22 protein-coding genes are annotated in these 24,992 nt (G+C 70.6%); 15 read left to right on the forward strand and 7 right to left on the reverse strand.

Features of this window, described 5'->3' with window-relative positions; all coding sequences use genetic code 11:
- The first annotated feature begins 114 nt into the window (after window positions 1-114).
- The 8 genes from ACFZBP_RS24515 (at window position 115) to ACFZBP_RS24550 (ending at window position 7,441) form a co-directional block, all read left to right on the forward strand.
- Window positions 115-783, forward strand: coding sequence for an HAD-IA family hydrolase (locus tag ACFZBP_RS24515; protein ID WP_391416119.1), 669 nt, complete (start codon window positions 115-117; stop codon window positions 781-783).
- A 66-nt stretch (window positions 784-849) separates the two neighbouring features.
- A complete protein-coding gene (locus tag ACFZBP_RS24520) occupies window positions 850-2,094 on the forward strand; it encodes an MFS transporter (RefSeq protein ID WP_391416121.1) in 1,245 nt (414 codons plus the stop codon).
- On the forward strand, window positions 2,045-3,217 hold the full coding sequence (locus tag ACFZBP_RS24525) for an acetoin utilization protein AcuC (protein ID WP_383461043.1): 1,173 nt from the start codon (window positions 2,045-2,047) through the stop codon (window positions 3,215-3,217). Before ACFZBP_RS24520 ends, ACFZBP_RS24525 begins: the two co-directional genes overlap by 50 nt.
- A 405-nt stretch (window positions 3,218-3,622) precedes the next feature.
- Window positions 3,623-4,438, forward strand: coding sequence for a phosphatase (locus tag ACFZBP_RS24530; protein ID WP_383461040.1), 816 nt, complete (start codon window positions 3,623-3,625; stop codon window positions 4,436-4,438).
- A gap of 129 nt (window positions 4,439-4,567) precedes the next feature.
- Window positions 4,568-4,780 carry a helix-turn-helix domain-containing protein gene (locus ACFZBP_RS24535; RefSeq protein ID WP_004984898.1) on the forward strand — a complete coding sequence of 71 codons (213 nt, stop codon included), beginning with the start codon at window positions 4,568-4,570 and terminating at the stop codon, window positions 4,778-4,780.
- Window positions 4,781-4,937: 157 nt separating this feature from the next.
- Window positions 4,938-5,036, forward strand: coding sequence for a 30S ribosomal protein bS22 (locus ACFZBP_RS24540; protein ID WP_003948845.1), 99 nt, complete (start codon window positions 4,938-4,940; stop codon window positions 5,034-5,036).
- A gap of 279 nt (window positions 5,037-5,315) precedes the next feature.
- Window positions 5,316-6,374, forward strand: a complete 1,059-nt coding sequence (locus ACFZBP_RS24545; RefSeq protein ID WP_391416123.1) for an NAD-dependent epimerase/dehydratase family protein — start codon at window positions 5,316-5,318, stop codon at window positions 6,372-6,374.
- A 14-nt stretch (window positions 6,375-6,388) separates the two neighbouring features.
- The gene (locus ACFZBP_RS24550) at window positions 6,389-7,441 is read left to right on the forward strand and encodes a 1-acyl-sn-glycerol-3-phosphate acyltransferase (protein WP_391416125.1); all 1,053 of its coding nucleotides are present in this window, start codon (window positions 6,389-6,391) and stop codon (window positions 7,439-7,441) included.
- A 96-nt stretch (window positions 7,442-7,537) separates the two neighbouring features.
- Here ACFZBP_RS24550 and ACFZBP_RS24555 read toward each other — a convergent pair whose 3' ends face one another.
- From ACFZBP_RS24555 to ACFZBP_RS24565, 3 genes are all read right to left on the reverse strand, one after another.
- Window positions 7,538-8,785 (reverse strand): DUF5667 domain-containing protein, encoded by a 1,248-nt coding sequence (locus ACFZBP_RS24555; protein ID WP_383461032.1) that lies wholly within the window; start codon window positions 8,783-8,785, stop codon window positions 7,538-7,540.
- A 251-nt stretch (window positions 8,786-9,036) separates the two neighbouring features.
- The gene (locus ACFZBP_RS24560) at window positions 9,037-9,810 is read right to left on the reverse strand and encodes an ECF subfamily RNA polymerase sigma factor, BldN family (RefSeq protein ID WP_079056454.1); all 774 of its coding nucleotides are present in this window, start codon (window positions 9,808-9,810) and stop codon (window positions 9,037-9,039) included.
- Between the two features lie 806 nt (window positions 9,811-10,616).
- Window positions 10,617-11,540, reverse strand: coding sequence for an HAD family hydrolase (locus tag ACFZBP_RS24565; protein WP_383461029.1), 924 nt, complete (start codon window positions 11,538-11,540; stop codon window positions 10,617-10,619).
- 131 nt (window positions 11,541-11,671) lie between these two features.
- Here ACFZBP_RS24565 and ACFZBP_RS24570 point away from each other — a divergent pair, with 131 nt between their 5' ends.
- From ACFZBP_RS24570 to ACFZBP_RS24590, 5 genes are all read left to right on the forward strand, one after another.
- Window positions 11,672-11,962 (forward strand): glutaredoxin family protein, encoded by a 291-nt coding sequence (locus ACFZBP_RS24570; protein ID WP_383461026.1) that lies wholly within the window; start codon window positions 11,672-11,674, stop codon window positions 11,960-11,962.
- Window positions 11,963-12,261: 299 nt separating this feature from the next.
- Window positions 12,262-13,041 (forward strand): redox-sensing transcriptional repressor Rex, encoded by a 780-nt coding sequence (locus ACFZBP_RS24575; RefSeq protein ID WP_383461023.1) that lies wholly within the window; start codon window positions 12,262-12,264, stop codon window positions 13,039-13,041.
- A complete protein-coding gene (locus ACFZBP_RS24580) occupies window positions 13,038-14,798 on the forward strand; it encodes a glutamyl-tRNA reductase (RefSeq protein WP_391416129.1) in 1,761 nt (586 codons plus the stop codon). The genes ACFZBP_RS24575 and ACFZBP_RS24580 overlap by 4 nt, the downstream gene beginning before the upstream one ends.
- Window positions 14,795-15,754 carry a hydroxymethylbilane synthase gene (hemC, locus tag ACFZBP_RS24585; RefSeq protein WP_391416132.1) on the forward strand — a complete coding sequence of 320 codons (960 nt, stop codon included), beginning with the start codon at window positions 14,795-14,797 and terminating at the stop codon, window positions 15,752-15,754. Before ACFZBP_RS24580 ends, hemC begins: the two co-directional genes overlap by 4 nt.
- Window positions 15,751-17,457 (forward strand): uroporphyrinogen-III synthase, encoded by a 1,707-nt coding sequence (locus ACFZBP_RS24590; RefSeq protein WP_383461015.1) that lies wholly within the window; start codon window positions 15,751-15,753, stop codon window positions 17,455-17,457. The genes hemC and ACFZBP_RS24590 overlap by 4 nt, the downstream gene beginning before the upstream one ends.
- A 183-nt stretch (window positions 17,458-17,640) precedes the next feature.
- Here ACFZBP_RS24590 and ACFZBP_RS24595 read toward each other — a convergent pair whose 3' ends face one another.
- Window positions 17,641-19,044 (reverse strand): FAD-binding protein, encoded by a 1,404-nt coding sequence (locus tag ACFZBP_RS24595; protein WP_391416135.1) that lies wholly within the window; start codon window positions 19,042-19,044, stop codon window positions 17,641-17,643.
- Window positions 19,045-19,267: 223 nt separating this feature from the next.
- Between ACFZBP_RS24595 and hemB the strand changes: the two genes are divergently transcribed.
- Both hemB and ACFZBP_RS24605 read left to right on the forward strand, forming a co-directional pair.
- Window positions 19,268-20,266, forward strand: coding sequence for a porphobilinogen synthase (hemB, locus tag ACFZBP_RS24600; RefSeq protein ID WP_383461010.1), 999 nt, complete (start codon window positions 19,268-19,270; stop codon window positions 20,264-20,266).
- A 673-nt stretch (window positions 20,267-20,939) separates the two neighbouring features.
- Window positions 20,940-22,151 carry an aminotransferase class I/II-fold pyridoxal phosphate-dependent enzyme gene (locus tag ACFZBP_RS24605; RefSeq protein ID WP_391416138.1) on the forward strand — a complete coding sequence of 404 codons (1,212 nt, stop codon included), beginning with the start codon at window positions 20,940-20,942 and terminating at the stop codon, window positions 22,149-22,151.
- A 42-nt stretch (window positions 22,152-22,193) separates the two neighbouring features.
- Here the strand turns inward: ACFZBP_RS24605 and ACFZBP_RS24610 are convergent, their stop codons facing one another.
- The 3 genes from ACFZBP_RS24610 to ACFZBP_RS24620 are packed head-to-tail and all read right to left on the reverse strand — an operon-like array spanning window position 22,194 to window position 24,745.
- Window positions 22,194-23,024, reverse strand: coding sequence for a DUF4253 domain-containing protein (locus tag ACFZBP_RS24610; protein ID WP_391416139.1), 831 nt, complete (start codon window positions 23,022-23,024; stop codon window positions 22,194-22,196).
- Window positions 23,025-23,060: 36 nt separating this feature from the next.
- The gene (locus ACFZBP_RS24615; RefSeq protein WP_391416141.1) at window positions 23,061-23,900 is read right to left on the reverse strand and encodes a helix-turn-helix domain-containing protein; all 840 of its coding nucleotides are present in this window, start codon (window positions 23,898-23,900) and stop codon (window positions 23,061-23,063) included.
- Window positions 23,897-24,745: a peptidoglycan-binding protein gene (locus ACFZBP_RS24620; RefSeq protein WP_391416143.1), complete on the reverse strand. Its 849-nt coding sequence runs from the start codon at window positions 24,743-24,745 to the stop codon at window positions 23,897-23,899. The genes ACFZBP_RS24615 and ACFZBP_RS24620 overlap by 4 nt, the downstream gene beginning before the upstream one ends.
- Window positions 24,746-24,992 lie beyond the last annotated feature (247 nt).

The raw sequence follows: 24,992 nt of genomic DNA on the forward strand, positions 1-24,992 counted from the left end.
GACCCTGTGGGAGAGTAGGACGCCGCCGAACAAATTGTGAGAGAGCCCCCGGCCGGGGATACCGGTCCGGGGGCTTTCTGCATTTCCAGAGCCTGCAGCGCTTAGGCTCGTGCCATGCGCTATGACCTCGTCATTTTCGACAACGACGGTGTGCTCGTCGACAGTGAGCCCATTTCCAACCGGCTCCTCGCCGCGTATCTCACCGAGTTGGGGCACCCGACTTCGTACGAGGACTCCATACGGGACTACATGGGTGCGGCGATGCATCGGGTGCATGAGCTGGTGCTGGAGCGGACGGGGCAGCGGCTTCCCGAGGGCTTTGACGAGGTGTTTCATGCGCGGGTGTTCGCTGCGTTCGAGCGGGAGTTGACGGCGGTGGCCGGCGTCGTCGACGTGCTTGAGAAGCTCGCTGGGGACCAGGTGCCGTACTGTGTCGCGTCGTCCGGGAGTCATGAGCGGATTCGGGTGGGGCATCGGGCGACGGGGCTGGACCGGTTCTTCGACGACGGGCGGATCTTCAGCTCGCAAGATGTGGGGCGGGGGAAGCCGGCGCCGGATCTGTTTCTGTATGCGGCCGAGCGCATGGGGGTCGTGCCGGAGCGGTGTGTCGTCGTCGAGGACAGCCCGTTGGGGGTCCAGGCCGCGGTGGCGGCAGGAATGGACGTGTACGGGTTCACGGCGATGACGCCAGCGGGGAAGTTGGGCGGGGCCACGCGACTCTTCGGCGGGATGGGGGAGTTGGTCGATGTGCTGCTCGCTGCCTCCGGCCGGGGTGGCCGCTGAACCTGAGGGAAATTCATCTTTGGCTGGATCTACCCACCAGTATCCCGGGGCCTTACGCTCGCCGCCATGACTGATGTGCTGCGGCGCGGTAGGGCCTCGTTGGCGTTCAGCTTCTTCGCTCAGGGGGTCGCCTTTGCCCTGCTGGTGACCCGGATTCCGGCCATTCAGGACCGGTACGGGGTCTCCGACGCGCTGTTGCCCGCGTTTCTGGCTGCGGTGCCGATCCTGGCCGGCGTGGGGAGTGTCACGACCGAGCGGTTGGTGAAGCGGATACCGGCGAGCCGGTTGCTGCGGTGGTCCCAGCCGGTCGTGCTCCTGGCGCTGCTCGGGGTCGGGGCGGGGGAGCGGATGGTCGAGCTGGGGCTCGCGCTCGCCGCGTTCGGGCTGGCCGTGGGTGTGCTCGATGCCTCGATGAACATGCTCGGGGTGAGCCTGCAACGGTCGTACGGGCGGAGCATCATGCTCAGCTTTCATGCCGTGTACAGCCTGGGTGGGATCGTGGGGGCCTCGCTGGCGTGGGTGGGGGCGCACTGGGATCTGGCGCTGGTCGCGTCGTATCTGCCAGTCGTGGTGGTGTTGCTGCCGGCTGCCTTGGTGGTGAGTCGGTGGTACGTCGACGGGGGCCCTCAGGGTGGCGGCGGGGCCGATGTGGGAGCCCGGGAGGCGGGGGAGACAGGGGCCGTGGCCTTCAAGGTGCTCCTGCCGCTGTGTCTGGTGATGACCTTCGCCTATATCGGGGACTCGACCGTCTCCAACTGGAGTGCGAAGTATCTCCAGGACGTGCTGGGGAGTTCGGAGCAGCTGGCTACCGTGCCGTACAACGTCTACATGGTGACCACGCTGGTGGGGCGGGCCATCGGGGACTTCGGGGTGCGGAGGTTCGGGGCTGTCGCGGTTGTGCGGATGGGGGCCTTGGTGGCGGCCGGGGGGTTCGCGGTGGTGGCCGGGGCTCCGGGGGCGTGGGTCGGGATGGTGGGGTTCACGCTGCTGGGGCTGGGACTCTGTGTGTTGGTTCCGCAGACGTTCGCGGCGGCCGGGCGGCTCGCTTCCGAGAAGTACGGGCCTGGGGCTTCGGACGCGGCCATCGCGCGGCTCAATGTGTTCAATTACATGGGGTTTTTGATCGGTTCGCCCTTGGTGGGGGCGCTGGGCGATGCGTGGAACTACCGCGGGGCGATGCTTGTGCCGATGGTGTTGGTGCTGGTGACGCTTGTGTACGCCCGGTCGTTCGCCGCTCAACCGGACCGATACGGTGACGGGCATGAGCGGCCGCGCACAGCTGATGTGGGACGAGGCAGTAACGGGCTATGACTTCGGTCGGGACCATCCGATGGACCCGGTCCGGCTCGCCCTGACCAGGAGACTCGTCGATGCCTTCGGGCTGGACAAGGACGTGGACGTCGTCGCGGCGCAGCCGGCCGGGGAGTCGACGTTGCGGCTGGTGCATCGGCAGGACTACATCGAGGCCGTGAAGGCGGCCTCTGTGGATCCTGGGGCGGCGGACCAGTCGTATGGGCTCGGGACGATGGACGATCCCGCGTTCGCCGGGATGCACGAGGTGTCCGCGCTGATCGCGGGGCAGTCGGTGGGGGCTGCGGAGGCCGTGTGGCGGGGGGAGGCGCTGCATGCGGTGAACTTCGCGGGTGGGCTGCATCATGCGATGCCGGGGGGTGCCTCGGGGTTCTGTATCTACAACGACGCCTCGCTGGCGATTGCCCGGCTGTTGGAGCTGGGGGCCGAGCGGGTCGCGTATGTCGATGTGGATGTGCATCACGGGGACGGGGTGCAGGCGGCGTTCTGGGAGGACCCGCGGGTGCTGACCGTGTCGTTGCACGAGCATCCTCGTACGTTGTTCCCGCAGACGGGGTGGCCGGAGGAGACCGGGGCGGAGTCCGCGGAGGGTACGGCCGTGAATGTGGCGTTGCCTGCTGGGACCGGGGACGCGGGGTGGTTGCGGGCGTTCCACGCCGTGGTGCCGGAGTTGATCGCTGACTTCCGGCCGCAGGTGTTGGTGACGCAGCACGGGGCCGATACGCACTTCGAGGATCCGCTGGCGCATCTTGCCGTGTCGTTGGATGCGCAGCGGGCTGTGCAGGTGGCCTGTCATGACCTGGCGCACGAGTACTCCGACGGGAGGTGGGTGGCGCTGGGCGGGGGTGGATATGCCGTGGTGGAGGTTGTGCCGCGGTCGTGGACGCATCTGGTGGGGATTGCTGCGGGGCGGGCGATCGAGCCTGAGGCAGTGATTCCTGAGGGGTGGCGGCAGGAAGTGTTCGCTCGGACCCGGCAGTTGGGGCCGGCCCGGATGACCGACGGGCGGTGGCCCATTTCCTGGGCTGGGTGGGAGGCGGGGTACGACCCTGCGGATCGGTTGGACCAGGCGGTGTTGGCTACGCGGCGGGCTGTGTTTCCGTTGCGGGGGTTGTTGGCGTAGGTGGGGGTGGGGGGGCCGGGGATTTCGCCCCCGCCGCCCCTACCCGTCCCATCCCTTGAAGGGGCGCTGCCCCTTCGACCCCGCTGGGGCTGCCGCCCCAGACCCCGCCATCGGCCCTCCGGGCCTCGTCCTCAAACGCCGGACAGGCTGGAAGGGCCTGGGCCTGCGTAGCCCCTGCGGGTGGGTGGGGGTTGGGGGCGGCAAGGACTCGGCCTCGGACGCCGGACGGGCTGACGATCCCCGGCCCTGCGGGTGGGTGGAGGTTCGGGACGGCAAGGACTCGGTCTCGAATGCCGGGCGGGCTGGAAGGGCCTGGGCGGAGCATGCGTCTGTTCGTTAGCCCGACTGTGCGGTGTTGTCGCGTTCCGGGGGTCCTGGGGCGGTTTGTTCGGCACCATCGCTGACGTGGTGAGTACCGGAGCCCTTCGCGCCCATCTCCTGGCTGCTCGGCTTGCCGGGACTGTGGCTACTTCTCGGGAGCTGAGTCTCAGGAGTTATCGGCTCTTTGCGGCTCGGGATCCGAGGGTGCTCATCGGGCTCGATCCTGAGGGGGCGTGGGGGCAGCGGGATTTGATCGCGTTGATGGCGGAGAGGTGTGGGGTTTCGGCCGATCCGGATTGTGTTTCCGGACTGGATGTGATCGATCCGGGGCGGACTTTGAGTGGGCTGGATGCCTTTGCCGATCGGGTCGGGGAGGCCGCGCAGCGCAGGGCGCCGGTGTTGTTAGGGACGGGTCATCCGCATCGGCTGCTCGGTTTCTACGCCGCCTTGGCGGACGCGTTGTCGGCGGCGGGATGTGCCGTTCTCACCCCGGCGCATGGTCGCTGTGTCGACATAACGACCCGGTTCGGCCTACGCACGTACAACCTTGCCTACGTACGAGGAGTCGCGTTGGTGCGGGAACCCGGCGCTCCGAGCACCGGGCGTGAGACCGGCGCACACACCCACTCGCCGCTCCCGGTTCGTACCGCGCTGGCGGCCGCGGCGGAGGCCGGCGGGCCGTTGCCGGAGTTGGTGATCGGGGATCACGGTTGGGTCTGCGGGGCAGGTCAGCTGGGGTTTGAGGCCATTGGTCTGGCCGATACGGATGACCCCGCGCTCTTTGTGGGGGAGGCCGAGGGGTGTGTGTCGGTCGTCGTTCCACTTGATGACGCTGTGCGGTCTGATTACTACCGGCCGCTTACCCGCTACGTACTCAATCGAGCGTGTCTGTCCCAGTAGGCCGCCGATGGGTGCACCTCTTCCCCACTCGCATCACTGGCACCTACATTGGGGAGTGAGCACGCAGCGACGAAGAGTCACCGGAAGGGGAAGCCGGTGGCCGTCGAGTGCGGAAGGTTCAGGTGTGTCATGGCTGCAGCTGGCGAGAGGCCTCTGAACGAGGTTCAGTTCCTTACCGTGGCGGAAGTCGCCTCGGTGATGCGAGTGTCGAAGATGACCGTGTACCGGCTGGTGCACAGCGGTCATCTGCCCGCGATCCGGGTGGGACGTTCGTTCCGCGTCCCGGAGCAAGCGGTTCACGAATACCTCCGCGAGAGCTATGTGGGGGTGGAAACCGCCTGACGGCAGTGGGTGCGAGGGGGGTCCTCAGGGCTCTTCGGGATTCCCCCTCTCCCCCTCGATTACGACCTCAGCGCTCGGGCGGGTAGGCTAGCCCCTCGTAGGTCGTATGGGCCCATGGCGCCCAACGCCGAGTGATGAGAAGTGAGCGAGGGTAGTCGTGGGCTCTGTTATCAAGAAGCGGCGCAAGCGGATGGCTAAGAAGAAGCACCGCAAGCTGCTCAAGCGCACGCGCGTTCAGCGTCGCAACAAGAAGTAAGCGCGGCGCGCCGCGAAAGTGGCGTGCAATGTGGCCCCCCACCAGATCCGAGATCGGGTGGGGGGCCACACGTGTATCGATCGATGTCGTGTGCGAAGGGCCGAACTCCGTGCGTACGTCTGGACCGGGTCTGAGCCAGTCTGGTGGTACGCGGGGAAATCTCGTCACTTCATGCATTGGGCGGTCATCACAGCGCAACACCGACCCGCTAAGTTGGCCGCACACGGGGAACTCGGCAGGGTACGCGGCGGGACGAGTGCTGGAAGGAAGGCGCTGATCTTGGGCAAGGTCGTGCTCGTGACCGGAGTGGCCCGTCAACTGGGGGGCCGGTTCGTACGACGGATCCAGCGTGACCCGGAAGTGGACCGGGTGGTCGCCGTGGACGCGGTTCCGCCCGAGCACCATCTCGGGGGTGCCGACTTCGTCCAGGCCGACATCCGGCAGCCCACCATCGCGCGGGTGCTGGCCGAGAGCGGCGCCGACACCGTCGTGCACATGGACGTGACCGGAACCGCGCTCGGCAGCGGCAGCCGAATGACGGTGAAGGAAACCAACGTCATCGGGACGATGCAGCTGCTCGGCGCCTGCCAGAAGTCCCCGACCGTGAAGCGGCTCGTGGTCAAGTCCAGTACCAATGTGTATGGGTCCGCGCCCCGGGATCCGGCCGTCTTCACCGAGACCACCCCGCCCAAGTCGCTGCCCAGCGGCGGCTTCGCCAAGGACGCGGTCGAGGTCGAGGGGTATGTGCGCGGGTTCGCGCGACGGCGGCCGGATGTCGCCGTGTGCGTGCTGCGGTTCGCCAACATCCTCGGTCCGACCGCGGACACGCCGCTCGCCTCGTACTTCTCGCTGCCGGTCCTGCCGACGGTGTTCGGCTACGACCCGCGGCTTCAGTTCGTGCACGAGGACGACGTGATCGAGGTGCTGCGGATCGGCTCGCACGAGCCGGAGCGGGGCACGCTGAACAGTGGCACGTTCAATATCGCCGGCGACGGTGTCCTGCTGCTCTCGCAGTGCTCCCGCCGCCTGGGCCGGCCCACCGTGCCGCTGCTGCTGCCCGCCGTCACCTGGGCGGGGTCTCTGGTGCGTACGCTGGGAATGTCGGACTTTTCGCCCGAGCAGATCCGGTTGCTCACCCATGGTCGGGTGGTGGCGACGGACCAGATGCGAGAGACGCTCGGATTCAAGCCGAAGTACACGACGGCGGAGGCGTTCGCGGACTTCGCCAAGAGCCGCGGTCCCGGACTCCTGCCGCCGGAGGCCCTTGCGGGGGCCGTCGACCGGATCGCCGCGCTGCCCGCGATGGGCGGCCCCCTTCCGACGCAGAGCGCCAACTGAGGAGCGCATCAACGATGGCGGACGCCAAGGTCATTCCGTTCGACGACGACCGGTCCCGTGGGAGCGCCGTGCAGCGGCCGCAGCGGCGCCGCAGTGCGGGGAGTCGGCGTAAGAGCGGTGAATCCGCGCTGGTACGCGAGGTCCAGCCCCTCCCGGGACGGGCCTTCGCGCAGGATGATGTTCCTGTGACACGTGAGGAACAGCCGCCCCAGCGGCCCCAGGACGACGGCGGTCTGGAGCGGCGCATCGCGAGCGGGCTGGCCTTCCTGCGCCGCCGCCTCACCGGGGACTACGAGGTCGACGACTTCGGGTACGACCAGGAGCTCACCGACCAGGTCCTGATGTCCCTGCTGCGCCCGGTGTACGAGAACTACTTCCGGGTCGAGGTGAAGGGCGTCGAGAACATCCCGTCCGAGGGCGGCGCGCTGATCGTCGCCAACCACTCCGGGACGCTGCCGCTGGACGGCCTGATGATGCAGGTCGCCGTGCACGACCACCACCCGGCGGGCCGGCATCTCCGTCTGCTCGCCGCCGACCTGGTCTTCATGCTCCCGGTGGTCAACGAACTCGCCCGCAAGCTCGGCCACACCCTCGCCTGCGCAGAGGACGCCGAGCGGCTGCTGGGTCAGGGCGAGTTGGTCGGCGTGATGCCGGAGGGCTTCAAGGGCATCGGCAAGCCCTTCAGCGAGCGCTACAAGCTCCAGCGGTTCGGCCGCGGCGGCTTCGTCTCCACGGCCCTGCGCAAGGGCACGCCGATCATCCCGTGCTCGATCGTCGGCGCGGAGGAGATCTACCCGATGATCGGCAACGCGAAGACCCTGGCCCGGCTGCTGGGCTTCCCGTACTTCCCGTTGACGCCGACCTTTCCGTGGCTGGGGCCGCTGGGTGCGGTTCCGTTGCCGACGAAGTGGACGATTCAGTTCGGTGAGCCGATTCCCACGGATGGCTATCCGCCGGAGGCGGCTGAGGATCCGATGTTGATGTTCAATCTGACGGATCAGGTCAGGGAGCAGATCCAGCACACGTTGTACAAGTTGTTGGTGCAGCGGCGGTCGGTGTTCTTCTGACGGGCTGGGTGGAGAAGCGTTCGTAGTGTTCGTACGGCGATGGGGCGCCCCCTTCACGAGGGGCGCCCCATCGCCGTACGGCTGGGTTTGGGGTTGTCAGTTGGTGTTCTCGCCCTCGATGCCCAGGCCCGGTAGGAGGCCGGGGAGCAGGGGTGGGAGGGTGACGGCGGGTTCTGTGCTCGGGGTTGAGGTGGAGGGGGACGTGCCGGTGCTGCCGGTGTCCTTCGGGGGGTCGAGGAGGCCGCCGGTGTTGCCGCCGAGCAGGCCTTCGTTCTCTCCCGCCGAGCTGTCGGCGGACTTGCTGGGGCTGCTGGACCGGTTGCCGTCGGAGGAGCCGCTGCCGCCGGCGCTGGGGCGGGCGGACCGGTCGGAGCCGGACGTGCCGGTCGACGCGGAGCCGGAACCGCCGCGACCCTTGCCGTCGCCGCCCTGTGCCGGCGTGGGCGGGAGGAGCGACTGCAGCGGGGCGACCTCGTCGTCTATGGCGTCGAAGACCGAGGACACCTGCTCGCTGACGTCCCCGAGCTGGACGGGAAGCCGCTCGCGGAGGTGGCCCCACACCTCGCGGTGCGAGCGTGAGAAGGCGGAGAGGGCTTGGATGGGCCCCAGGGAGTCCGGGTGGCGCTGGTAGGCCTCGCGGAGCAGACGATGCCCCTCCGCGGCGTCGTGCCGCATCCCGGACAGGGCGCGGCGGATCTCGCCGAGCGACTCGTGGTCGAGTTGCCCGCCGCGGCCCCGCTCCATCAGCCGCCGGGCCTCGTTCAGCCGGGTCGAGGCCTGGTCGAGATATGTTCGCCCGCGCTCGTCGTCGCCGTCGGCCAGGACGTTGAGCTTGAAATCCTCTATGCCGCGCTTGAGGCCGTAGAGAGAGTCACCGGGCAGGGCCTCGGAACTCGCCGCGGCGACTCCGCCGAAGGCGCTCGCGGCGACACCGACGCTGAGTCCGCCCGCGGTCAGGCCCTTGGCCAGCCGTGAACGTGGTCGCAGTTTGCCCAGCGGGGACGCCCGATGCGCGCCTCTCGCCCGCTCCGAACGCTGCTCGGGCAGGACGGGTCCCGCCTCGCCTCCCGCAGAGCCCTCCTGGAGCATGGCCTCCATCGCGGCCACGAGCTGGGCCCGCTGGACGACCTTGACCTCGGGGTCGAGTACGGGCTTGGGCAACTCGCCGAGACTCGTGGTGAGGGCCAACAGGCGCCCCTGCTCGGACTGTTCCGCAGCAGCCGGTGCCGGTGCCGATCCATCGGGCTGCTCGGCCTGCTCGGCCGCCGAGCCCCGGTCGGACAGCTCCTCCAGGGACTGGGCGAAGGCGTTCGCCCGCCGGTGTGCCGATACGTTCGCGATCACTGGCGGCACCTCCTCTCGTCATGACGGTCGACTCCCCAGGGGGTCCTGAGGGTTGCACGCCCTGACCGAATCCACACGATCGAGTGATCGATGTCGGCCAGGGAGTGACCACAGGGAGCCTGCATCCCGCACAACGAGCGGCTTGGCACTTGGGTTACGGACGGAGGATGAACGGACCGCGAAGTCAACGGACTTTCACCGAGGGTGAGTTGAAGGTTGCGGAGTGTGCTTGTTCGGTGTGGGGGACGCGCTCAGCGGGCGTCGTCCGGGAGGAGCCGGGCGAGGGTGCGGACGGCTCGGTACTGGAGGGTCTTGATGGCGCCCTCGTTCTTGCCCATGACGCGGGCGGTCTCGGCGACGGAGAGGCCCTGGAGGAAACGGAGGGTGACGCACTCCTGCTGCTGCGGGTTGAGTCGCCGTACGGCGTCGAGGAGTGCGGCGTTGGAGAGGGACTCGAGGACGGAGTCCTCGGGGGAGCGCTCGACCTCGTTGGCGTCGAGCATCTCGCCGGTGGTGACCTCCAGTCGGAAGCGGCTGGACTTGAAGTGGTCGGCGACGAGGTTGCGGGCGATGGTGACGAGCCAGGCGCCGAAGTCGCGGCCCTGCCAGGTGAAGGTGCCGATGCGCCGGAGCGCCCGCAGAAAGGTCTCACTCGTGAGGTCCTCGGCGGTGGCCTTTCCTCCGACCCGGTAATAGATGTAGCGGTAGACGGTGTCGCTGTACTGGTCGTAGAGCCTTCCGAACGCGTCGGCCTCGCCGGCCTGTGCGCGTTCCACGAGATCCATCATTCGAGCGCTGTCGCTGTCAGCGGCAGGCCGACGGGCGGTTGCCGTACCGGCCGAGCGTCCCCGTCTGCCGACGGCGGCGCCGCCGTCGGCGAGCGCGTAGCACGGGCCTACGGGCGCGGTGGTTACGGCGAGGGCGGGGACGGCGTACGCGGTGGGGACGAAGCCGCGCAACAGGTCTTTGACCGTTGCGCGCAGCGTAGCCAGGCCCGAGGCGTCAACCCCGACGTGTGGGTACACGGGACTCCCAGAGGCAGAGCTTCCATCACGTGCAGTGCGGGACCGTTCACCCGTCGTAGCGACGGAGGGGTACCGGTTTGCGTCTGAGGAGAATAACGCTTCGTGCAGGCACTGCTACGCCCAGTTGCTCAAATCACCGGTTGCGTCTCTTCTGTAACCGTTTGGCGGCCGGTCAAGTGCCGGAGAGTGATCGGTTGTTGATCGAAGTCGTCCGTGTTCGGGCTGTCTCCGGGGCGTGTTGTGGTCGTGTGCAGCCAAGGGGACTGGACAGGGGGTTGTGGGGGTATGGGGTGCGGATTGGGTTGTGTGACCGGGCGTGGTCAACTTGGTGCCCTGGTTGGGGTTCTCGCTCCCGCCGCCCCTACCCGTCCCATCCCTGAAGGGGCTCCGCCCCTTCGACCCCGCCAGGGGGCTCTGCCCCCTGGACCCCCGCTCCTCAAACGCCGGAGGGGCTGAAGTATGCGGACGTCGGAGGGGGTGAGACGGCACGCGCACGGGTTGGGAAAGCGGCCCACACCGGGGGCTGCAAAAGCGGTACGCGTCAGGGTGGGGAAAGCGGTGTGCCCCGGAGGGGTTGAGGTGGCGCACGCCGGAGGGCTGGGAAAGCGGTGTGCCCCGGAAAGGCTGAGGTGGCGCACGCCGGAGGGCTGGGAAAGCGGCCCGCGTCAGGGGCTGGGAAAGCGGCGTGCGCCGGAGGGCTGGGAAAGCGGCGTGCGCCCGAGGGGGTGAGGCTGCGCGCGTCGGAGGGTTGGGGTGGCGCGCGTCGGAGGGAGCTGGGGGGGGTGGGGTGACGTGACTGTGGGTGATCAGCGGCGGCGTCTGTGTAGGGCGATTGCTGCTGCTGTGCCGCCGGCTACCGCTCCGACTCCGGCTGCGGCCGGGATGCCTACCTTTGCGGCCTTGCGGCCGGTGCGGTAGTCGCGGAGGCGCCAGTCGAGTTTGCGGGCGTGTTTGCGGAGCTTGGTGTCGGGGTTGATGGCGTAGGGGTGGCCGACGAGGGAGAGCATGGGGATGTCGTTGTGCGAGTCGCTGTAGGCCGCGCAGCGGGAGAGGTCCAGGCCCTCCGCGGCGGCCAGGGCGCGAACCGCCTCCGCCTTCGCGGGGCCGTGGAGTGGTTCGCCGACCAGTTTGCCCGTGTAGACGCCGTCGACGGATTCGGCGACGGTGCCTAGCGCGCCCGTCAGGCCGAGGCGGCGGGCGATCACCGTGGCGATCTCCACCGGGGCGGCTGTGACCAGCCAGACCTTCTGGCCCGCGTCCAGGTGGGCCTGGGCCAGGGCGCGGGTGCCGGGCCAGATGCGCTCGGCCATGTACTCGTCGTAGATCTCCTCGCCGATCGACTGGAGCTCGGCGACGCGGTGGCCCTGCACGATGGACAGGGCCGAGTCGCGGGCCTCCTGCATGTGCTCGGGGTCCTCGACCCCGGCCAGCCGGAACCATGCCTGCTGCCAGGCGAACTTGGCGAGGTCGCGGGTCTCGAAGAACTTCCGCTTGTACAGGCCCCGCCCGAAGTGGAAGAGGGCGGCGCCCTGCATCACGGTGTTGTCCAGGTCGAAGAAGGCGGCGGCCTTCTCGTCGCCGAGCACCGGGAACTCCGGTTCGTCGGTCTCGGAGACCTCCGTCGCTTCCTGCGACGATTTCCGCGCTGCCTCCGCCGAAGCCTCGCCAGCCAACACGCTCCGCGCCGTGGCTGAGCGCCTACGGGGAGTGAGCCATCCAAGAGCGGCCATGACCGTGAGCATAGCCAGTTTGTTCGGTGCTTCCGGAGTCGAGAGGTTTGAAGGTTGTGAACTCTCCGCGACCGCGCAGTTAAAGAGGGTGGTGGAGCAGCGGCCGGGCCTCCGCGTGGCGGCGCGGGAGAATGGCTGACATGAGCCCTCTTTTTCGTCGCGCCGCAGCCAAGTCCCCGCAGGACCGGCTCGTCACCCTGATCGGGAAGCCCGACTGTCATTTGTGTGATGAGGCACAGAAAGTGGTCGAGAAGGTCTGCGGCGAGCTGGGGGTCGCTTGGGACGTGAAGGACATCAACCAGGATCCCCAACTCCATGACCAGTACTGGGAACAGATCCCCGTGGTCCTCGTCGACGGGGCCCAGCACACCTTCTGGCGGGTGAACGAAGATCGCCTCCGCAAAGCACTGACCGGGCGGTGACCGAGTACTGACCGGGTAGTCCAACTTTGCCGAAAACGGCTTAGGATCGACGGCGACTTGGTCTCGGGGGCGGGGATCGTTGAGGAGAGTGTGCGGTTTTGCCCCCAAGAGGTGAGGAACGGTGGTGCGTGTGCGCCGGTTCCAGATCAGTGCGCCGGGCGTGCGTGAGCCCGGTCACGTTGGGCGGGCAAATCGGACACCATCTTTGTGCACGCGTTCACAAAGACATAGCCTGCATTCGACGGGGCGGTCTGGGGACGACTGACCGCCGGCAGTCCCGCTCTACCCGCAGGAGCACCGTGGCAACTGGCCGAACTCACCGACCGGCGACCCGTAGCCGAGGGATTCCCGAGGCCACCGTCGCCCGGCTTCCGCTGTACCTCCGAGCCCTGACCGCGCTGTCCGAGCGCTCGGTACCCACGGTCTCCTCCGAGGAGCTCGCGGCCGCGGCGGGGGTCAACTCCGCGAAGCTGCGCAAGGACTTCTCGTACCTGGGGTCGTACGGCACGAGGGGTGTCGGCTACGACGTCGAGTATCTCGTCTACCAGATCTCCCGTGAGCTGGGGCTCACCCAGGACTGGCCGGTTGTGATCGTCGGTATCGGTAACCTCGGCGCCGCGCTCGCCAACTACGGCGGGTTCGCCTCCCGCGGCTTCCGGGTCGCCGCGCTCATCGACGCCGACCCTGCGATGGCCGGGAAGCCCGTCGCCGGGATTCCCGTGCAGCACTCCGACGACCTGGAGAAGATCATTCAGGACAACGGCGTGTCGATCGGTGTCATCGCCACCCCCGCCGGTGCCGCCCAGGCCGTCTGCGACCGGCTCGTGGCCGCCGGCGTCACCTCCATCCTGAACTTCGCGCCGACCGTGCTGTCCGTCCCGGACGGCGTCGACGTACGCAAGGTCGACCTGTCGATCGAGCTGCAGATCCTCGCCTTCCACGAGCAGCGCAAGGCCGGCGAGGACGCCCACACCGACGGCACCGGACCGGCCGCCGTCACCCGCGAGGAGCCCACCGAGGCCGCCGCGTCCGCCGACCAGGGGCCCGACGGGGACGTACCCGCCGTGATGCCGGCATGAGTCTCCTCGTCGTGGGGCTGAGTCACCGCAGCGCGCCGGTCAGCGTCCTGGAGCGCGCGGCGCTCGGTGCGGACGCCCAGATCAAGCTGCTGCAGGACACGGTCGCCGCCGAGCCCGCCACCGAGGCCGCGGTGCTCGCCACCTGCAACCGCATCGAGCTGTACGCCGACGTGGACAAGTTCCACGCCGGTGTCGCCGAGCTGTCCACGCTGCTCGCCCAGCACAGCGGGGTGGGGCTCGACGAGCTCACGCCGTATCTGTACGTGCACTACGAGGACCGGGCCGTCCACCATCTGTTCTCCGTGGCCTGCGGGCTGGACTCCATGGTCGTCGGCGAGGGCCAGATCCTCGGGCAGATCAAGGACTCCCTCGCCAAGGCGCAGGAGCTGCACAGCGCCGGGCGGCTGCTGAACGACCTGTTCCAGCAGGCCCTGCGCGTCGGCAAGCGCGCCCACTCCGAGACCGGTATCGACCGCGCCGGACAGTCCCTGGTCACCTTCGGCCTGGAGCAGCTGTCCGCTGGTACGGCCGTGGAGGACTGGGCCCGTGGCAAGCGGGCGCTGGTCATCGGCGCCGGCTCGATGTCCTCGCTGGCCGCCGCCACGCTCGCGCGGGTCGGGGTCGGCGAGATCGTCGTCGCCAACCGGACCTACGACCGCGCCGAGCGGCTCGCGGCCCTGCTCGGAGAGCAATATGGACAGGGCCTCGGCGACGCCGACGGAACGGACGTGCTGGCCCGCGCGGTACCGATGGACGCGGTGCCGGGCGAGCTGACACGTGCCGATGTGGTCGTCTCCTGTACCGGCGCGACCGGGGTCGTCCTCACCGCGGAAGAGGTCGCCGCGTCGGTGGAAGGCCGTACCGGTCAGCCGGTCGCCTTCGACGAGGCCGGTGACAGCGGTCGTACGACGACCGACGCCAGGAGCGACGCCGACGCCGGCGACGCGCGGCGGACTCCGCTGCCGCCCACCAGCGTCGGCACCGACGAGGGCTGTCCGCTGGACATGGCCGCCGTGCAGGGAGGTTTCTCTGTCATGGGGGAGGCCGCCGTCGCCGGGATGGACGCGGCCACGCTGGAGCAGCACGCGAGCTGGGCCGCGGGCAGTGCCGTCGACCGGCGTGAGGCGGCCCGGCGCAGCCCCGAGGCCGACGCCGAGCTGATCACCGCGCTCGCCGCGACCGTGGCCACCGTCGGCCGGATCCCCGAGCGCCGCAAGCCCGAGCCGGTCGCCCAGGTGCCCCGGCCCGCGCCGGTCCTCTCGCTGCTCGACCTCGCCATGCCGCGCGACATCGACGCGGCCGTGCACCGGCTCGCCGGGGTGCGGCTGGTCGACATCGAGTCGCTGGGGGAGGCCTCCGCCGACGCGCCGATGGCGGCCGACGTCGACCAGGTCCGCCGTATCGTCTCCGACGAGGTCGCCGCCTTCGGCGCGGCGCAGCGGGCCGCGCACATCACGCCCACCGTCGTCGCGCTGCGCACGATGGCCGCCGATGTCGTGGCGAACGAGATCGCCCGTCTGGAGGGCCGGTTGCCGGGACTCGACGACAAGCACCGCAGCGAGATCACGCAGACCGTGCGGCGCGTCGTCGACAAGCTGCTGCACGCGCCGACGGTACGGGTCAAGCAGCTCGCGGCAGAGCCGGGCGGCGCGGGGTACGCGGATGCCCTGAGGACCCTGTTCGACCTCGACCAGGAGACGGTGGCCTCCGTCTCCCGGGCCGAGGACAGCACCGAGAAGAACCGAGGCCCACGATGACCCAGCAGCCACTACGGCTCGGCACCCGGCGCAGCAGACTGGCCATGGCCCAGTCCGGGCAGGTCGCGGACGCCGTGAGCCAGGTGACCGGACGGCCCGTCGAACTCGTCGAGATCACCACGTACGGCGACGTCTCGCGCGAGGCCCTCGCGCAGATCGGCGGCACCGGCGTGTTCGTCACCGCTCTGCGCGACGCGCTCCTGCGGGGCGAGGTCGACTTCGCGGTGCACTCCCTCAAGGACCTGCCGACCTCGCAGCCCGAGGAACTGACCCTCGCGGCCGTACCCGAGCGGGAGGACCCGCGCGACGTGATCGTCGCCCGGGACGCCCTGAAGTTCACCGACCTGCCGCGCGGGGCGCGCATCGGTACGGGTTCGCCGCGCCGGATGGCGCAGCTGAACGCGTACGCGCGCAGCCACGGGCTGGACATCGAGACGGTCGCGATCCGCGGGAACGTCGACACCCGGATCCGGTACGTGCGTGATGGTGAGCTGGATGCGGTGGTGCTCGCTGCGGCTGGGCTGCGGCGCATCGGTCGCATCGACGAGGTGACCGACTTTCTGTCGGTCGACACTGTTTTGCCCGCCCCCGGCCAGGGGGCCCTGGCGATCGAGTGCACCGCGGGCAACGCGGACCTCGTCGCCGCGCTCGGCGAGCTCGACGACCCGTTCACGCGGGTCGCCGTGACCGCCGAGCGATCACTGCTCGCCGCCCTGGAGGCCGGCTGCTCCGCCCCTGTGGGCGCGCTGGCCGACCTGCTGGCCGACGGGCAGATTGTCAAGGAAATGCGCCTGCGCGGCGTCGTCGGTACGACCGACGGCACGCGGATGGTGCAGCTGTCCACCACCGGTCCCGTGCCCGAGACGCACGACCAAGCGCTGGCGCTCGGTCGCGAACTCGCCACCGAGATGCTTGCCCAGGGCGCGGCCGGTCTGATGGGGGAGCGAGCACAGTGAGCCCCACCACCCTTCCCGCCGGCCTTGAACACGGGCACGTCACCTTCCTCGGTGCCGGACCCGGGGATCCGGGGCTGTTGACTCTGCGCGCCGTGGAGGCGCTGGCGAACGCGGACGTACTCGTCGCCGAGCACGAGGTGCTCGACGTGGTACGCGTGCACGCCAGGCACGGTGTCGCCGAAGTGCACACGGACACGGGTCCCGATGCGGACGCCGCTCCGGGCACAGGCACGCCTCAACTAGCGGTTGTTGACGGCGCGTCAACGACCGCTGCGCTACCCGCGGTGCGGGATGCCGCACATCTTGTCATGGAGGCCGCGCGGGGCGGCAGGCGGGTCGTGCGTGCGGTGTCCGGGGATCCCGGGCTCGACGCGTACGCCGCCGAGGAGATGCTGGCGTGTGCCGCGGCGGGCGTGCCGTTCGAGGTCGTGCCCGGTGTCGCCGCTGCCGTCGGTGTGCCGGCGTATGCCGGTGTGCCGTTGCGGGACGCGCAGGGCGCGGACGTGCGGTTCGTGGACGCGCGGACGGCTTCCGACCGGTGCTGGACCGAGGTCGGGGCGTCGGACGGGACCGTCGTCGTGTCGACGACGCTCGATGCCGTGGGCGCGGCCGCCGGTGAGCTGGTGTCCGCGGGGCGGAAGCCCGATACGCCGTTGACCGTGACGGTTGCCGGTACGACGACTCGGCAACGGACCTGGACCGCGACGCTCGGGACCATCGCGCAGACGTTGAAGCAGGCCAAGGTGCTGCCCTCGCCGGAAGGCGGGCGGCCGGTGATAGCCGTGGTCGGTGAGCGTTCTGCCGCGGCCCAGCGTGATCAGCTGTCGTGGTTCGAGTCCAAGCCGCTCTTCGGGTGGCGGGTGCTCGTGCCGCGGACGAAGGAGCAGGCCGCTTCGCTCTCCGACCAGTTGCGGTCGTACGGGGCCGTGCCGCACGAGGTGCCGACGATCGCTGTCGAGCCGCCGCGGACGCCTCAGCAGATGGAGCGGGCGGTCAAGGGGCTGGTGACGGGCCGTTACGAGTGGATCGCTTTCACCTCGGTGAACGCCGTCAAGGCCGTGCGGGAGAAGTTCGAGGAGTACGGGCTCGACGCTCGTGCGTTCGCCGGGATCAAGGTCGCGGCGGTGGGGGAGCAGACGGCGAAGGCGTTGATCGCCTTCGGGGTGAAGCCTGATCTCGTGCCCAGTGGGGAGCAGTCCGCTGCGGGGCTGCTTGAGGACTGGCCGCCGTATGACCCCGTTTTCGACCCGATCGACCGGGTGTTCCTGCCTCGGGCCGACATCGCCACGGAGACGCTTGTGGCTGGGCTCATCGAGCTGGGCTGGGAGGTCGATGACGTCACCGCCTATCGGACCGTGCGGGCTTCGCCGCCGCCGGCGGAGACTCGGGAGGCGATCAAGGGGGGTGGCTTTGATGCCGTTCTCTTCACCTCGTCGTCGACTGTGCGGAATCTGGTGGGGATCGCTGGTAAGCCGCACAACGTGACGGTGATCGCTTGTATCGGGCCTGCTACGGCGAAGACCGCTGAGGAGCATGGGCTTCGGGTGGATGTGATGGCTCCGGAGCCGTCTGTGCACAAGTTGGCTGAGGCGTTGGCGGAGTTCGGGATGCGGAGGCGGGCTGCCGCTCTGGAGGCTGGGGATGCGGTTACTCGGCCGAGTGAGCGGCGGCCGGGGGCTCGGCGGAGGCGGTCCACGACGTAGGTGTGGGCGGGGGTGTTTCGCCCCCGCCGCCCCTACCCGTCCCATCCCTTGAAGGGGCGCTGCCCCTTCGACCCCGCTGGGGGCTGCGCCCCCAGACCCCGCTGTCGGCCCTTCGGGCCTCGTCCTCAAACGCCGGACGGGCTGGGGGTGCCTGGGTCTGCGTGGTCCGGTAAAGGCTTGTCCTCAAACGCCGGACGGGCTGATTGTGTGGCCGAAGCGGAGCAGGTTGTTCGGGTCGTAGGTGGACTTGTCCTGGCGTAGGCGGTCGTAGGCCTCCGGGGTCCAGGCTCGGGCTCGGTCGCGTTCGTCGCCTGGGGTGCCGTGGAGGTTGACCATGGTGTGGCCCGTGCCGTACGGGGACATTGCGGCGTAGAGGGAGCGGGTGGCTTGTTCTATGGGCTCCGCTGCTGGTGGGGCTGCCAGGACGCCTATTGCTTCCAGGAGGTAGTTCGCGTCTCGGGAGCAGATGGCGTCCGGGGTGCGGGCGGGGCGGGAGAGGGCGCCGCCGAGGTGGCGGATCTCGACCACCAGGAGGGGGCAGTCGGGGGCGTCGGGGCCGGCCTGGGACAGGAACGTGTCGATGGCCTCGGGGGTGAGGTCGTGCAGCAGGGCGCAGGACTCGCGGGCGGGGAGGGGGTCCTGGGGCTCCATGTGGATGCGGTCGAGGGCCGCGTACGGCATGACTTCGACCGTGTCGACCGTGACCGGGGCCGCCGCGCGGATGGGGGCGAGGAGGTCTTCGCCCTCGGCTGGGACGCCGGGCCAGGCGATGGCCACGCGGGCCCAGAAGCCGCCTCGTAGCGGCTCGGGGATCTCCGGGATGGGGGGCAGGCGCAGCAGGCTGAAGGTGCTGCACATGCCGTCGGGGAGGGTGTGGGTCCAGTCGGCCCAGGTGCGGAGCAGGGGCTCGGTGTGTTCGCCGGCGCAGTAGATGCCGCCGCCGAGGAGGGTGGGGACGGGCAGGAGCTCGCAGACCATGGAGGTCACCACGCCTACGTTGCCCTTGCCGCCGCGCAGCGCCCAGAAGAGTTCCGGTTCGTGGTCGGGGTCGCTCTCGCGGAGCGTGCCCTCGGGGGTGGCGACCTGGAAGGAGCGGACCAGGTCGGCCGCGTAGCCGTAGGCACGGCCCAGGACCGGGAGTCCGCCGCCCAGGGTGTAGCCGACCGCGCCCGCGTCCGTGGACGTGCCGCAGAGTGCGGCGAGGCCGTGCGGGGCCGTCGCCTCCAGGACGTGGCGCCACTTCGCGCCGGCCGCGATGGTCGCCAGGCGCCGGTCGGGGTCGACGCGTACGTCCGTCATGCGGGCCGTGCTGATCAGCAGGCCGTGGTCGATGGGGAAGTTGGCGCCGTGGCCCGTCGACTGCACGGCGACGGGAGTGGCCGTGGCCGACGCCCAGCGCAGGGCCCTCACGATGTCGTCGGCGCCCGTCGCGCCCACGACCACGTCCGGGGTGTGCAACGCGGCCAGGTTGAAGCCGGTGACCTCGTCGGCGTAGCCGTCGTCGCCGGGACGCAGGACCGGGCCATGGATCTCGGAGAGGGCGAAGAGGTCGGGGGTGTTGTGGTGGGTGGGGTTGGCGGCGGTCATCGCGTCCTCCGTGGTGTGCGCGTTCGTACGGAGGGACTGCGGCGGCGGGGAGAGGGGAGGGGGTGTGTTTCCTTTTCTGCCGTCGGGTCCTTGCGTTTGAGGGCTGGGGCCCTTCTTCAGGATGGACCTCGGTTGTGGGCGGCGCATGCGGGCACCGAGGGCTGAATCCGTGCCGACGGCACGTCGGCAAAGGTGCCGTCGGGGCGGGCGTAGCGTAGGTGGCATGACGACGTACGGATCCTTTCCCGGTACGCGGCCGCGGCGTCTGCGGACCACTCCCGCCATGCGGCGCATGGTCGCCGAGACCAGGCTGCACCCCGCCGACTTCATCCTCCCGGCCTTCGTGCGCGAGGGCGTCAGCGAGCCGGTGCCGATCGCGGCCATGCCGGGGGTCGTTCAGCACACGCGGGACAGTCTGAAGAAGGCCGCCGCGGAGGCGGTCTCGGCCGGGATCTCCGGGATCATGCTCTTCGGGGTGCCGGAGGAGGGGAAGAAGGACGCCCTCGGGACGCCCGGGACCGACCCCGACGGGATTCTCCAGGTCGCCCTCCGGGACGTGCGGGCCGAGGTGGGGGACGAGCTGCTCGTCATGTCCGACCTGTGCCTCGACGAGACCACCGATCACGGGCACTGCGGGGTGCTGGACGCCGAAGGGCGTGTCGACAACGACGCCACCCTTGAGCGGTACGCCGAGATGGCGCAGGTCCAGGCCGACGCCGGGGCCCATGTCGTGGGGCCCAGCGGGATGATGGACGGGCAGATCGGGGTCGTCCGGGACGCCCTCGACCAGATCGGGCGGGAGGACGTCGCGATCCTCGCCTACACCGCCAAGTACGCCTCCGCCTTCTACGGGCCCTTCCGGGAGGCCGTCGGCTCGTCGCTGAAGGGTGATCGGAAGACGTATCAGCAGGACCCGGCCAATGTGCGGGAGTCGCTGAGGGAGCTTGCCCTTGATCTGGAGGAGGGGGCCGACATGGTGATGGTCAAGCCCGCCGGGCCCTACCTCGACATCCTGGCGCGGGTCGCCGACGCCGTGGACGTGCCGGTCGCCGCCTACCAGATCTCCGGCGAGTACTCGATGGTCGAGGCCGCCGCCGAGAAGGGCTGGATCGACCGGGACCGGGCGATCCTCGAGACGCTGACCGGCATCAAGCGGGCCGGTGCGCGCAACATCCTGACCTACTGGGCGACCGAGGCGGCGCAGAAGCTGGAGCGCGGCTGACCACGGGCATGCGGCTCGGCTGACGGACCCACGGTCCGGCTCCGTCACCTTCCGTGGGACGTCGGCGAGGTTGGGGATGCCGGCGGTGTCGGGGGCTTCGTGGGGGCTGTCGGTGTCGTGGCCGTGGGGCTCGTCGGGGTCGACGGGCCCTCGTCGCGCAGGCCCTGGCCGTCCTCGCACGCGGTGAGCGTCAGCGCGATGATCGCCACCAGCGTGGCGGCGAGGGCAGCATGCCCCAGCAGCCGGGCGCGGGGGCGAGGGGGGTGTGCGGACGCGGACATGGTGCGGCCCTCTCCGGGTGTGGGGGTCGGTGTCGGGGCCCAGCCTGCGTGATCATCCGTCCCGGCCGCCACCATGGGGCGCGAATTCGGGACGCCCGAGCGGTGGGAACGCCGCTGACCTGCGGGGATGTGCTGTCCCGATGGGTGGGTGTGGGACGTGCGGTGGGGTGGACGCGGGTGTCGTCGGGGTGCGCGGGGGCGGCGTGGGGCGGGATTCGGTTCCTGGTCCGGCCCGGCCGGGCTCTGCACCGACGCTCGCACGACCCCGTTCCGAGTCCTGCCCCCGCCCTTCCCGTCCGCATCCCGGAAAGTCGCTTGTAGGTGACACGTAGTTCTCTAGGCTGCCCGGCACGAGCCGTCACCCCTCGTCGCCGAGCCGAAGGAGCCGTGTCATGACCGTCATCGAGCCAGCGCCCCGCCCAGTCCCAGCCGCCGTGCCGTCGCTCGCGGCGCGGACCGGTGCCGTGGGGGGCTCGCCGGTGCGGGACATTCTCGCCGTCACCGCGCGGCCCGAGGTCATCAACTTCGCGGGCGGGCTGCCGGCGCCGGAGCTGTTCGACCGGGAGGGCATCGCCGCCGCCTTCCGGGACGCGCTCGCGCAGACGCCGGCGCAGGCGTTGCAGTACTCCACGACGGAGGGCGAGCCGAGCCTGCGTGCCGGGCTCGCTGCGCGGATGTCGGCACGCGGACTGGCGACGGGGGCCGACGACCTCCTCGTCACCACCGGCTCCCAGCAGGGGCTGTCGCTGCTGGCCACCGCGCTGCTGGAGCCCGGTGACACGGTTCTCGTCGAAGACCCCTGCTATCTGGCGGCACTTCAGGTGTTCGGGCTCGCGGGAGCGCGGGTCGTGGCCGTGCCCGGCGACGCGGACGGGGTGGATCCGCGGGCGCTGGAGGAGTTGGTGGAGCGGGAGCGGCCGAAGCTCTTCTACACCGTGCCCACCTTCCAGAACCCGACCGGCAGGACCCTGCCCGCCGAGCGCCGGGCGGCCGTCGCCGAGGTCGCCGCCCGGAGCGGGGTGTGGATCGTCGAGGACGACCCCTACGGCGAACTGCGGTACGAGGGCGAGCGGGTGCCGTGGATCGCCTCGTACCCGGGGGCGGAGGACCGCACGGTGCTGCTCGGCTCCTTCTCCAAGGTCATGGCGCCGGGGATGCGGGTGGGCTGGCTGCGCGCTCCCGCCGCTCTGCGGCGGGCCTGTGCGGTCGCCAAGCAGGCCGCCGACCTGCACACCCCGACCGTCAACCAGCTCGCCGCCGCCCGCTGTCTGTCCGGCCTCGACGCCCATGTGGCCCGCGTCAGGGACGTCTACCGCGAGCGCCGTGACGTCATGCTGGCGGGCCTGGCCGACGCCCTCCCGGAGGGCGCCGCCTGGGGTCGGCCCGAGGGCGGCATGTTCCTCTGGGTCCGGCTGCCGGAGTCGTACGACACGACGGCCCTGCTGCCCGAGGTGGTGCGGCACGATGTCGCCTATGTGCCCGGGGCGCCCTTCTACGCCGGTGAGCCCGACCGGTCGACGATGCGGCTCTGCTTCGTGACGCAGACGCCGCAGGGGATCGGGGAGGGGCTCAGGAGGCTGGGGGAGGGGCTGCGTCAGGCCTAGGGCGGGTTGCGCCCTGGGGCGCAGGTCGGCCGTGTCCTTCGGTCAGTCCCACCAGAAGTGCCAGGCCGGCTGGTTCAGGAGCTGGTTCTCGGCGTAGGCGCGCAGGGTGCTGTCGGTGCCCTGCCAGATGTTGTCCGGGCAGAAAGCGAAGTGCTCGGCGGCCAGGGCCTCCGCGTCGGCGAGGGTGGTGGGCGGGGCGGCGACGGATACCAGCAGGGTGTCGAAGCCCAGGGCCACGGTGCGTATGCCGAACCGGTCCTCCCAGGAGCGGAGCACCGCGGACAGGCGGCCGGTGTCGTTCTCGTGGTTGGCCGGGCCCGTCCAGCCGATCGCCGTGGGGATGTCGGCGCTGCGGCGGGCCGGGACCAGGGCGAGGCGGGGGTCCTTGAGCGGGCCGCGGCCGTCGAGGAGGGAGTCCACGATGGCGGCGGCGACGGAATCGGGGTCCTGGGCGGGGGCGGTGCCGGGGAGGGGCTCGGGGGTACCGGGGGGCGTGGAAAGGCCGGGCCAGGCCGCGTCGTCCTCCGCGTACTCCTCCCAGAACTCCTCCAGCACCTCGTCGGCGTCGTGATCCCCGGCGTACGACATCTCGTCCGGCATCAACTCCCACAGCTCCGGGCCGCCGTGACCGGCGCCGACGTCCAGGACGAGCGGCAGCAGGCCGACGGCCGGTGCCGTCCGATGCAGTGCGGTCCAGTCGCCCGGCGTCGCCCGGTCGTCCGACAGCCACAGCAGCGGCTCGTGCCACGGTCCGTCGTCGTCCCCCACTGCCTTAAGGGCGTGGGAGGTGCCCCCATCGTCCACCAGGCCGCCGGGCGGCAGGTGGAGTCCGAGGGACGCGAGCCTGGGCAGAGGGTTCGGAAGTGTCGCCATGTCAGCGACTGTAGGGGCAGCCACTGACAACGCGCCTCACCTGCCCACTCGGCTGTCGAAGCACTCCGTGCCGCCGCCCGCGGCCGGGTGGAGGCAGGCCCGGACGACGGTTCCGGGGCGGGCCGCGGTCATGGGGGTGTAGACGTAGTTGTCCGCGTCGACGTCGTTCTCGATCTCCGCGCTGCGGACGCCATCGGCACCGGGGCCGCCGCCCTTGTCGCCGACCGACATCTCGAGCCGGTCGCCTATGTGCGTCGACCACATTCGGGCCCAACTCGTGCCGCACTCCCGGCTGTAGCGCAGTTCCATCCAGGCGCCGGAGGCGGTCCGGTGCGCGGCGAGGGTCTGCGGGCCGGCCGCGCACTTCATCTGCATGGCGCTCTTGCCCTCGCAGGCCTCCCCCTGGCAGCGCGGTCCGGTCGTGGCCGGGGCCGGCGACAGCGAAGCGCGCGGTTCGGCGTCCCGGTGCGGCAGCAGCAGGGCCACCGCGGCGAGGCCCCCGACGGCCACGGCGCACACCGACGCGAGCACCGCCACGAGGGTCGCGCTGCGCCGCACGGAGCCGTCGTCGGCGGCGTCCCCGCCCGGGGGCGGCCCTTCCGGAGGCGCGGGTGCCTCCTCCGTCGCCCGTCCGCTGCCCTGCGACTCCGCGATCTCCCACAGCGCCACACAGCGCCCCTCCGGCTCACCGGCGAGGCGGCACAGCTCCTGGACGGCGTCGCGCGGAGGGACCGTCCGGGCGTTGAGGTAGCGGTCCCAGGACGACTTGCTGAACGCGGTCTTCGCCGCGAGGGCGGCCAGGCTCAGCCCGGTCCGCCCTTTCAACTCCCGCAGTGCGGCTGCCAGTCGGGCCCGTTCCGGGGACGGCGTCGTCATCGGCGTAGGGCCTTCCAGGTGTGCGGCCCGATGATGCCGTCCTCGACCAGACCGGACCGCTGCTGCACCCGCCTGACCGCGCGCTCCGTCAGCGGACCGAAGATCCCGTCGATGCCGCCCGGCGAGACGCCCGCCCGGCGCAGCAGACACTGCGCCTCGGCCACCTCCGGCCCTGCATGGCCGTTCGCCAGGATGGCGCCCTCGGTGCGGCTGAGGCCCGCGAACCAGCGGCCGTCGATCCGCTCGACACGGCAGGTGTACGGGCGTTCCGGCCGCGCGGCCGACGCGGTCGGCGGTGTGGCGGCCGAGGCGGCGGTCGCGGCGAGGGAGGCCGCAGGTCGTTGCGCCGTGTCACCACCCAGTCGTACGACGAGGAGGACCGCCGTGGCGACGGCCAGGACCAGCGCCACGGCCCCCGCCGCCAGCGCGACGCGCAGCGAACGGCCCGGCGAGCGTGGCTCGGTGCTGGTGCTGGTGCTGGTGGTGGTGGCGGTGGCGGTTGTGGTTGTGGTGGCGGCGGTCTCGGGGGCCGGGGTTCCAGTGGGTTTCGTGGCCTCGGGCGGGGACTCCGCGCGCCGGGTGGCCCATGCCTCCGCCGCGACCTCGTGCAGCGCCAGCAGGCGGCTCGGATTCTCGCCCGTCGCCCGGGCCAGCGCCTCGACGGCCTCGGCGGGCGCGAGCGACCTGCCGCCCAGATAGCGTTCCCACGACTTCTCGCTGTACCCGGTCCGCGCCGCGAGTTGCCGCAGGCTCAGCCCGCTGTGGTCCTTCAGCCGGCGTAAGCGCACCACCAACTGCCGCACACGCGGATCCAGTTCCGCGGGCAGCGCTGCCCAACGCGACATGTTCCCCCCACACGCGTTCACGGTCCGGGCGCGCGGCCCGTCGGTCAGCGGGCCGGCCCCGGTCGCATTCTGCAACAGCATTCACGGCCCACGGCGGAAGCGGGTTCCCGCACAGGTAGGGAATCGGCCAACGCCCGTCCCGGCCGTCTCGCCGTGACGTCTTTGCGGGCGGTGACCTTGCAGGTCAGGGCCGGGACATCCCGTGATGACGTCACTTGGGCGGCAACGGTGGTGGCCCGCGCCGCCC

Source organism: Streptomyces sp. NPDC008086 (assembly GCF_042957325.1).
GTDB lineage: Bacteria > Actinomycetota > Actinomycetes > Streptomycetales > Streptomycetaceae > Streptomyces.

What these genes read in the sequence shown, in the direction of transcription:
- ACFZBP_RS24515 (WP_391416119.1), top strand. Translation starts at nt 115, where the DNA reads ATGCGCTATGACCTCGTCATTTTCGACAACGACGGTGTGCTCGTCGAC.
- ACFZBP_RS24520 (WP_391416121.1), top strand. Translation starts at nt 850, where the DNA reads ATGACTGATGTGCTGCGGCGCGGTAGGGCCTCGTTGGCGTTCAGCTTC.
- ACFZBP_RS24525 (WP_383461043.1), top strand. Translation starts at nt 2,045, where the DNA reads ATGAGCGGCCGCGCACAGCTGATGTGGGACGAGGCAGTAACGGGCTAT.
- ACFZBP_RS24535 (WP_004984898.1), top strand. Translation starts at nt 4,568, where the DNA reads ATGGCTGCAGCTGGCGAGAGGCCTCTGAACGAGGTTCAGTTCCTTACC.
- ACFZBP_RS24550 (WP_391416125.1), top strand. Translation starts at nt 6,389, where the DNA reads ATGGCGGACGCCAAGGTCATTCCGTTCGACGACGACCGGTCCCGTGGG.
- ACFZBP_RS24565 (WP_383461029.1), bottom strand. Translation starts at nt 11,540, where the DNA reads ATGGCCGCTCTTGGATGGCTCACTCCCCGTAGGCGCTCAGCCACGGCG.
- ACFZBP_RS24570 (WP_383461026.1), top strand. Translation starts at nt 11,672, where the DNA reads ATGGCTGACATGAGCCCTCTTTTTCGTCGCGCCGCAGCCAAGTCCCCG.
- ACFZBP_RS24580 (WP_391416129.1), top strand. Translation starts at nt 13,038, where the DNA reads ATGAGTCTCCTCGTCGTGGGGCTGAGTCACCGCAGCGCGCCGGTCAGC.
- hemC (WP_391416132.1), top strand. Translation starts at nt 14,795, where the DNA reads ATGACCCAGCAGCCACTACGGCTCGGCACCCGGCGCAGCAGACTGGCC.
- ACFZBP_RS24595 (WP_391416135.1), bottom strand. Translation starts at nt 19,044, where the DNA reads ATGACCGCCGCCAACCCCACCCACCACAACACCCCCGACCTCTTCGCC.
- hemB (WP_383461010.1), top strand. Translation starts at nt 19,268, where the DNA reads ATGACGACGTACGGATCCTTTCCCGGTACGCGGCCGCGGCGTCTGCGG.
- ACFZBP_RS24605 (WP_391416138.1), top strand. Translation starts at nt 20,940, where the DNA reads ATGACCGTCATCGAGCCAGCGCCCCGCCCAGTCCCAGCCGCCGTGCCG.
- ACFZBP_RS24610 (WP_391416139.1), bottom strand. Translation starts at nt 23,024, where the DNA reads ATGGCGACACTTCCGAACCCTCTGCCCAGGCTCGCGTCCCTCGGACTC.
- ACFZBP_RS24615 (WP_391416141.1), bottom strand. Translation starts at nt 23,900, where the DNA reads ATGACGACGCCGTCCCCGGAACGGGCCCGACTGGCAGCCGCACTGCGG.
- ACFZBP_RS24620 (WP_391416143.1), bottom strand. Translation starts at nt 24,745, where the DNA reads ATGTCGCGTTGGGCAGCGCTGCCCGCGGAACTGGATCCGCGTGTGCGG.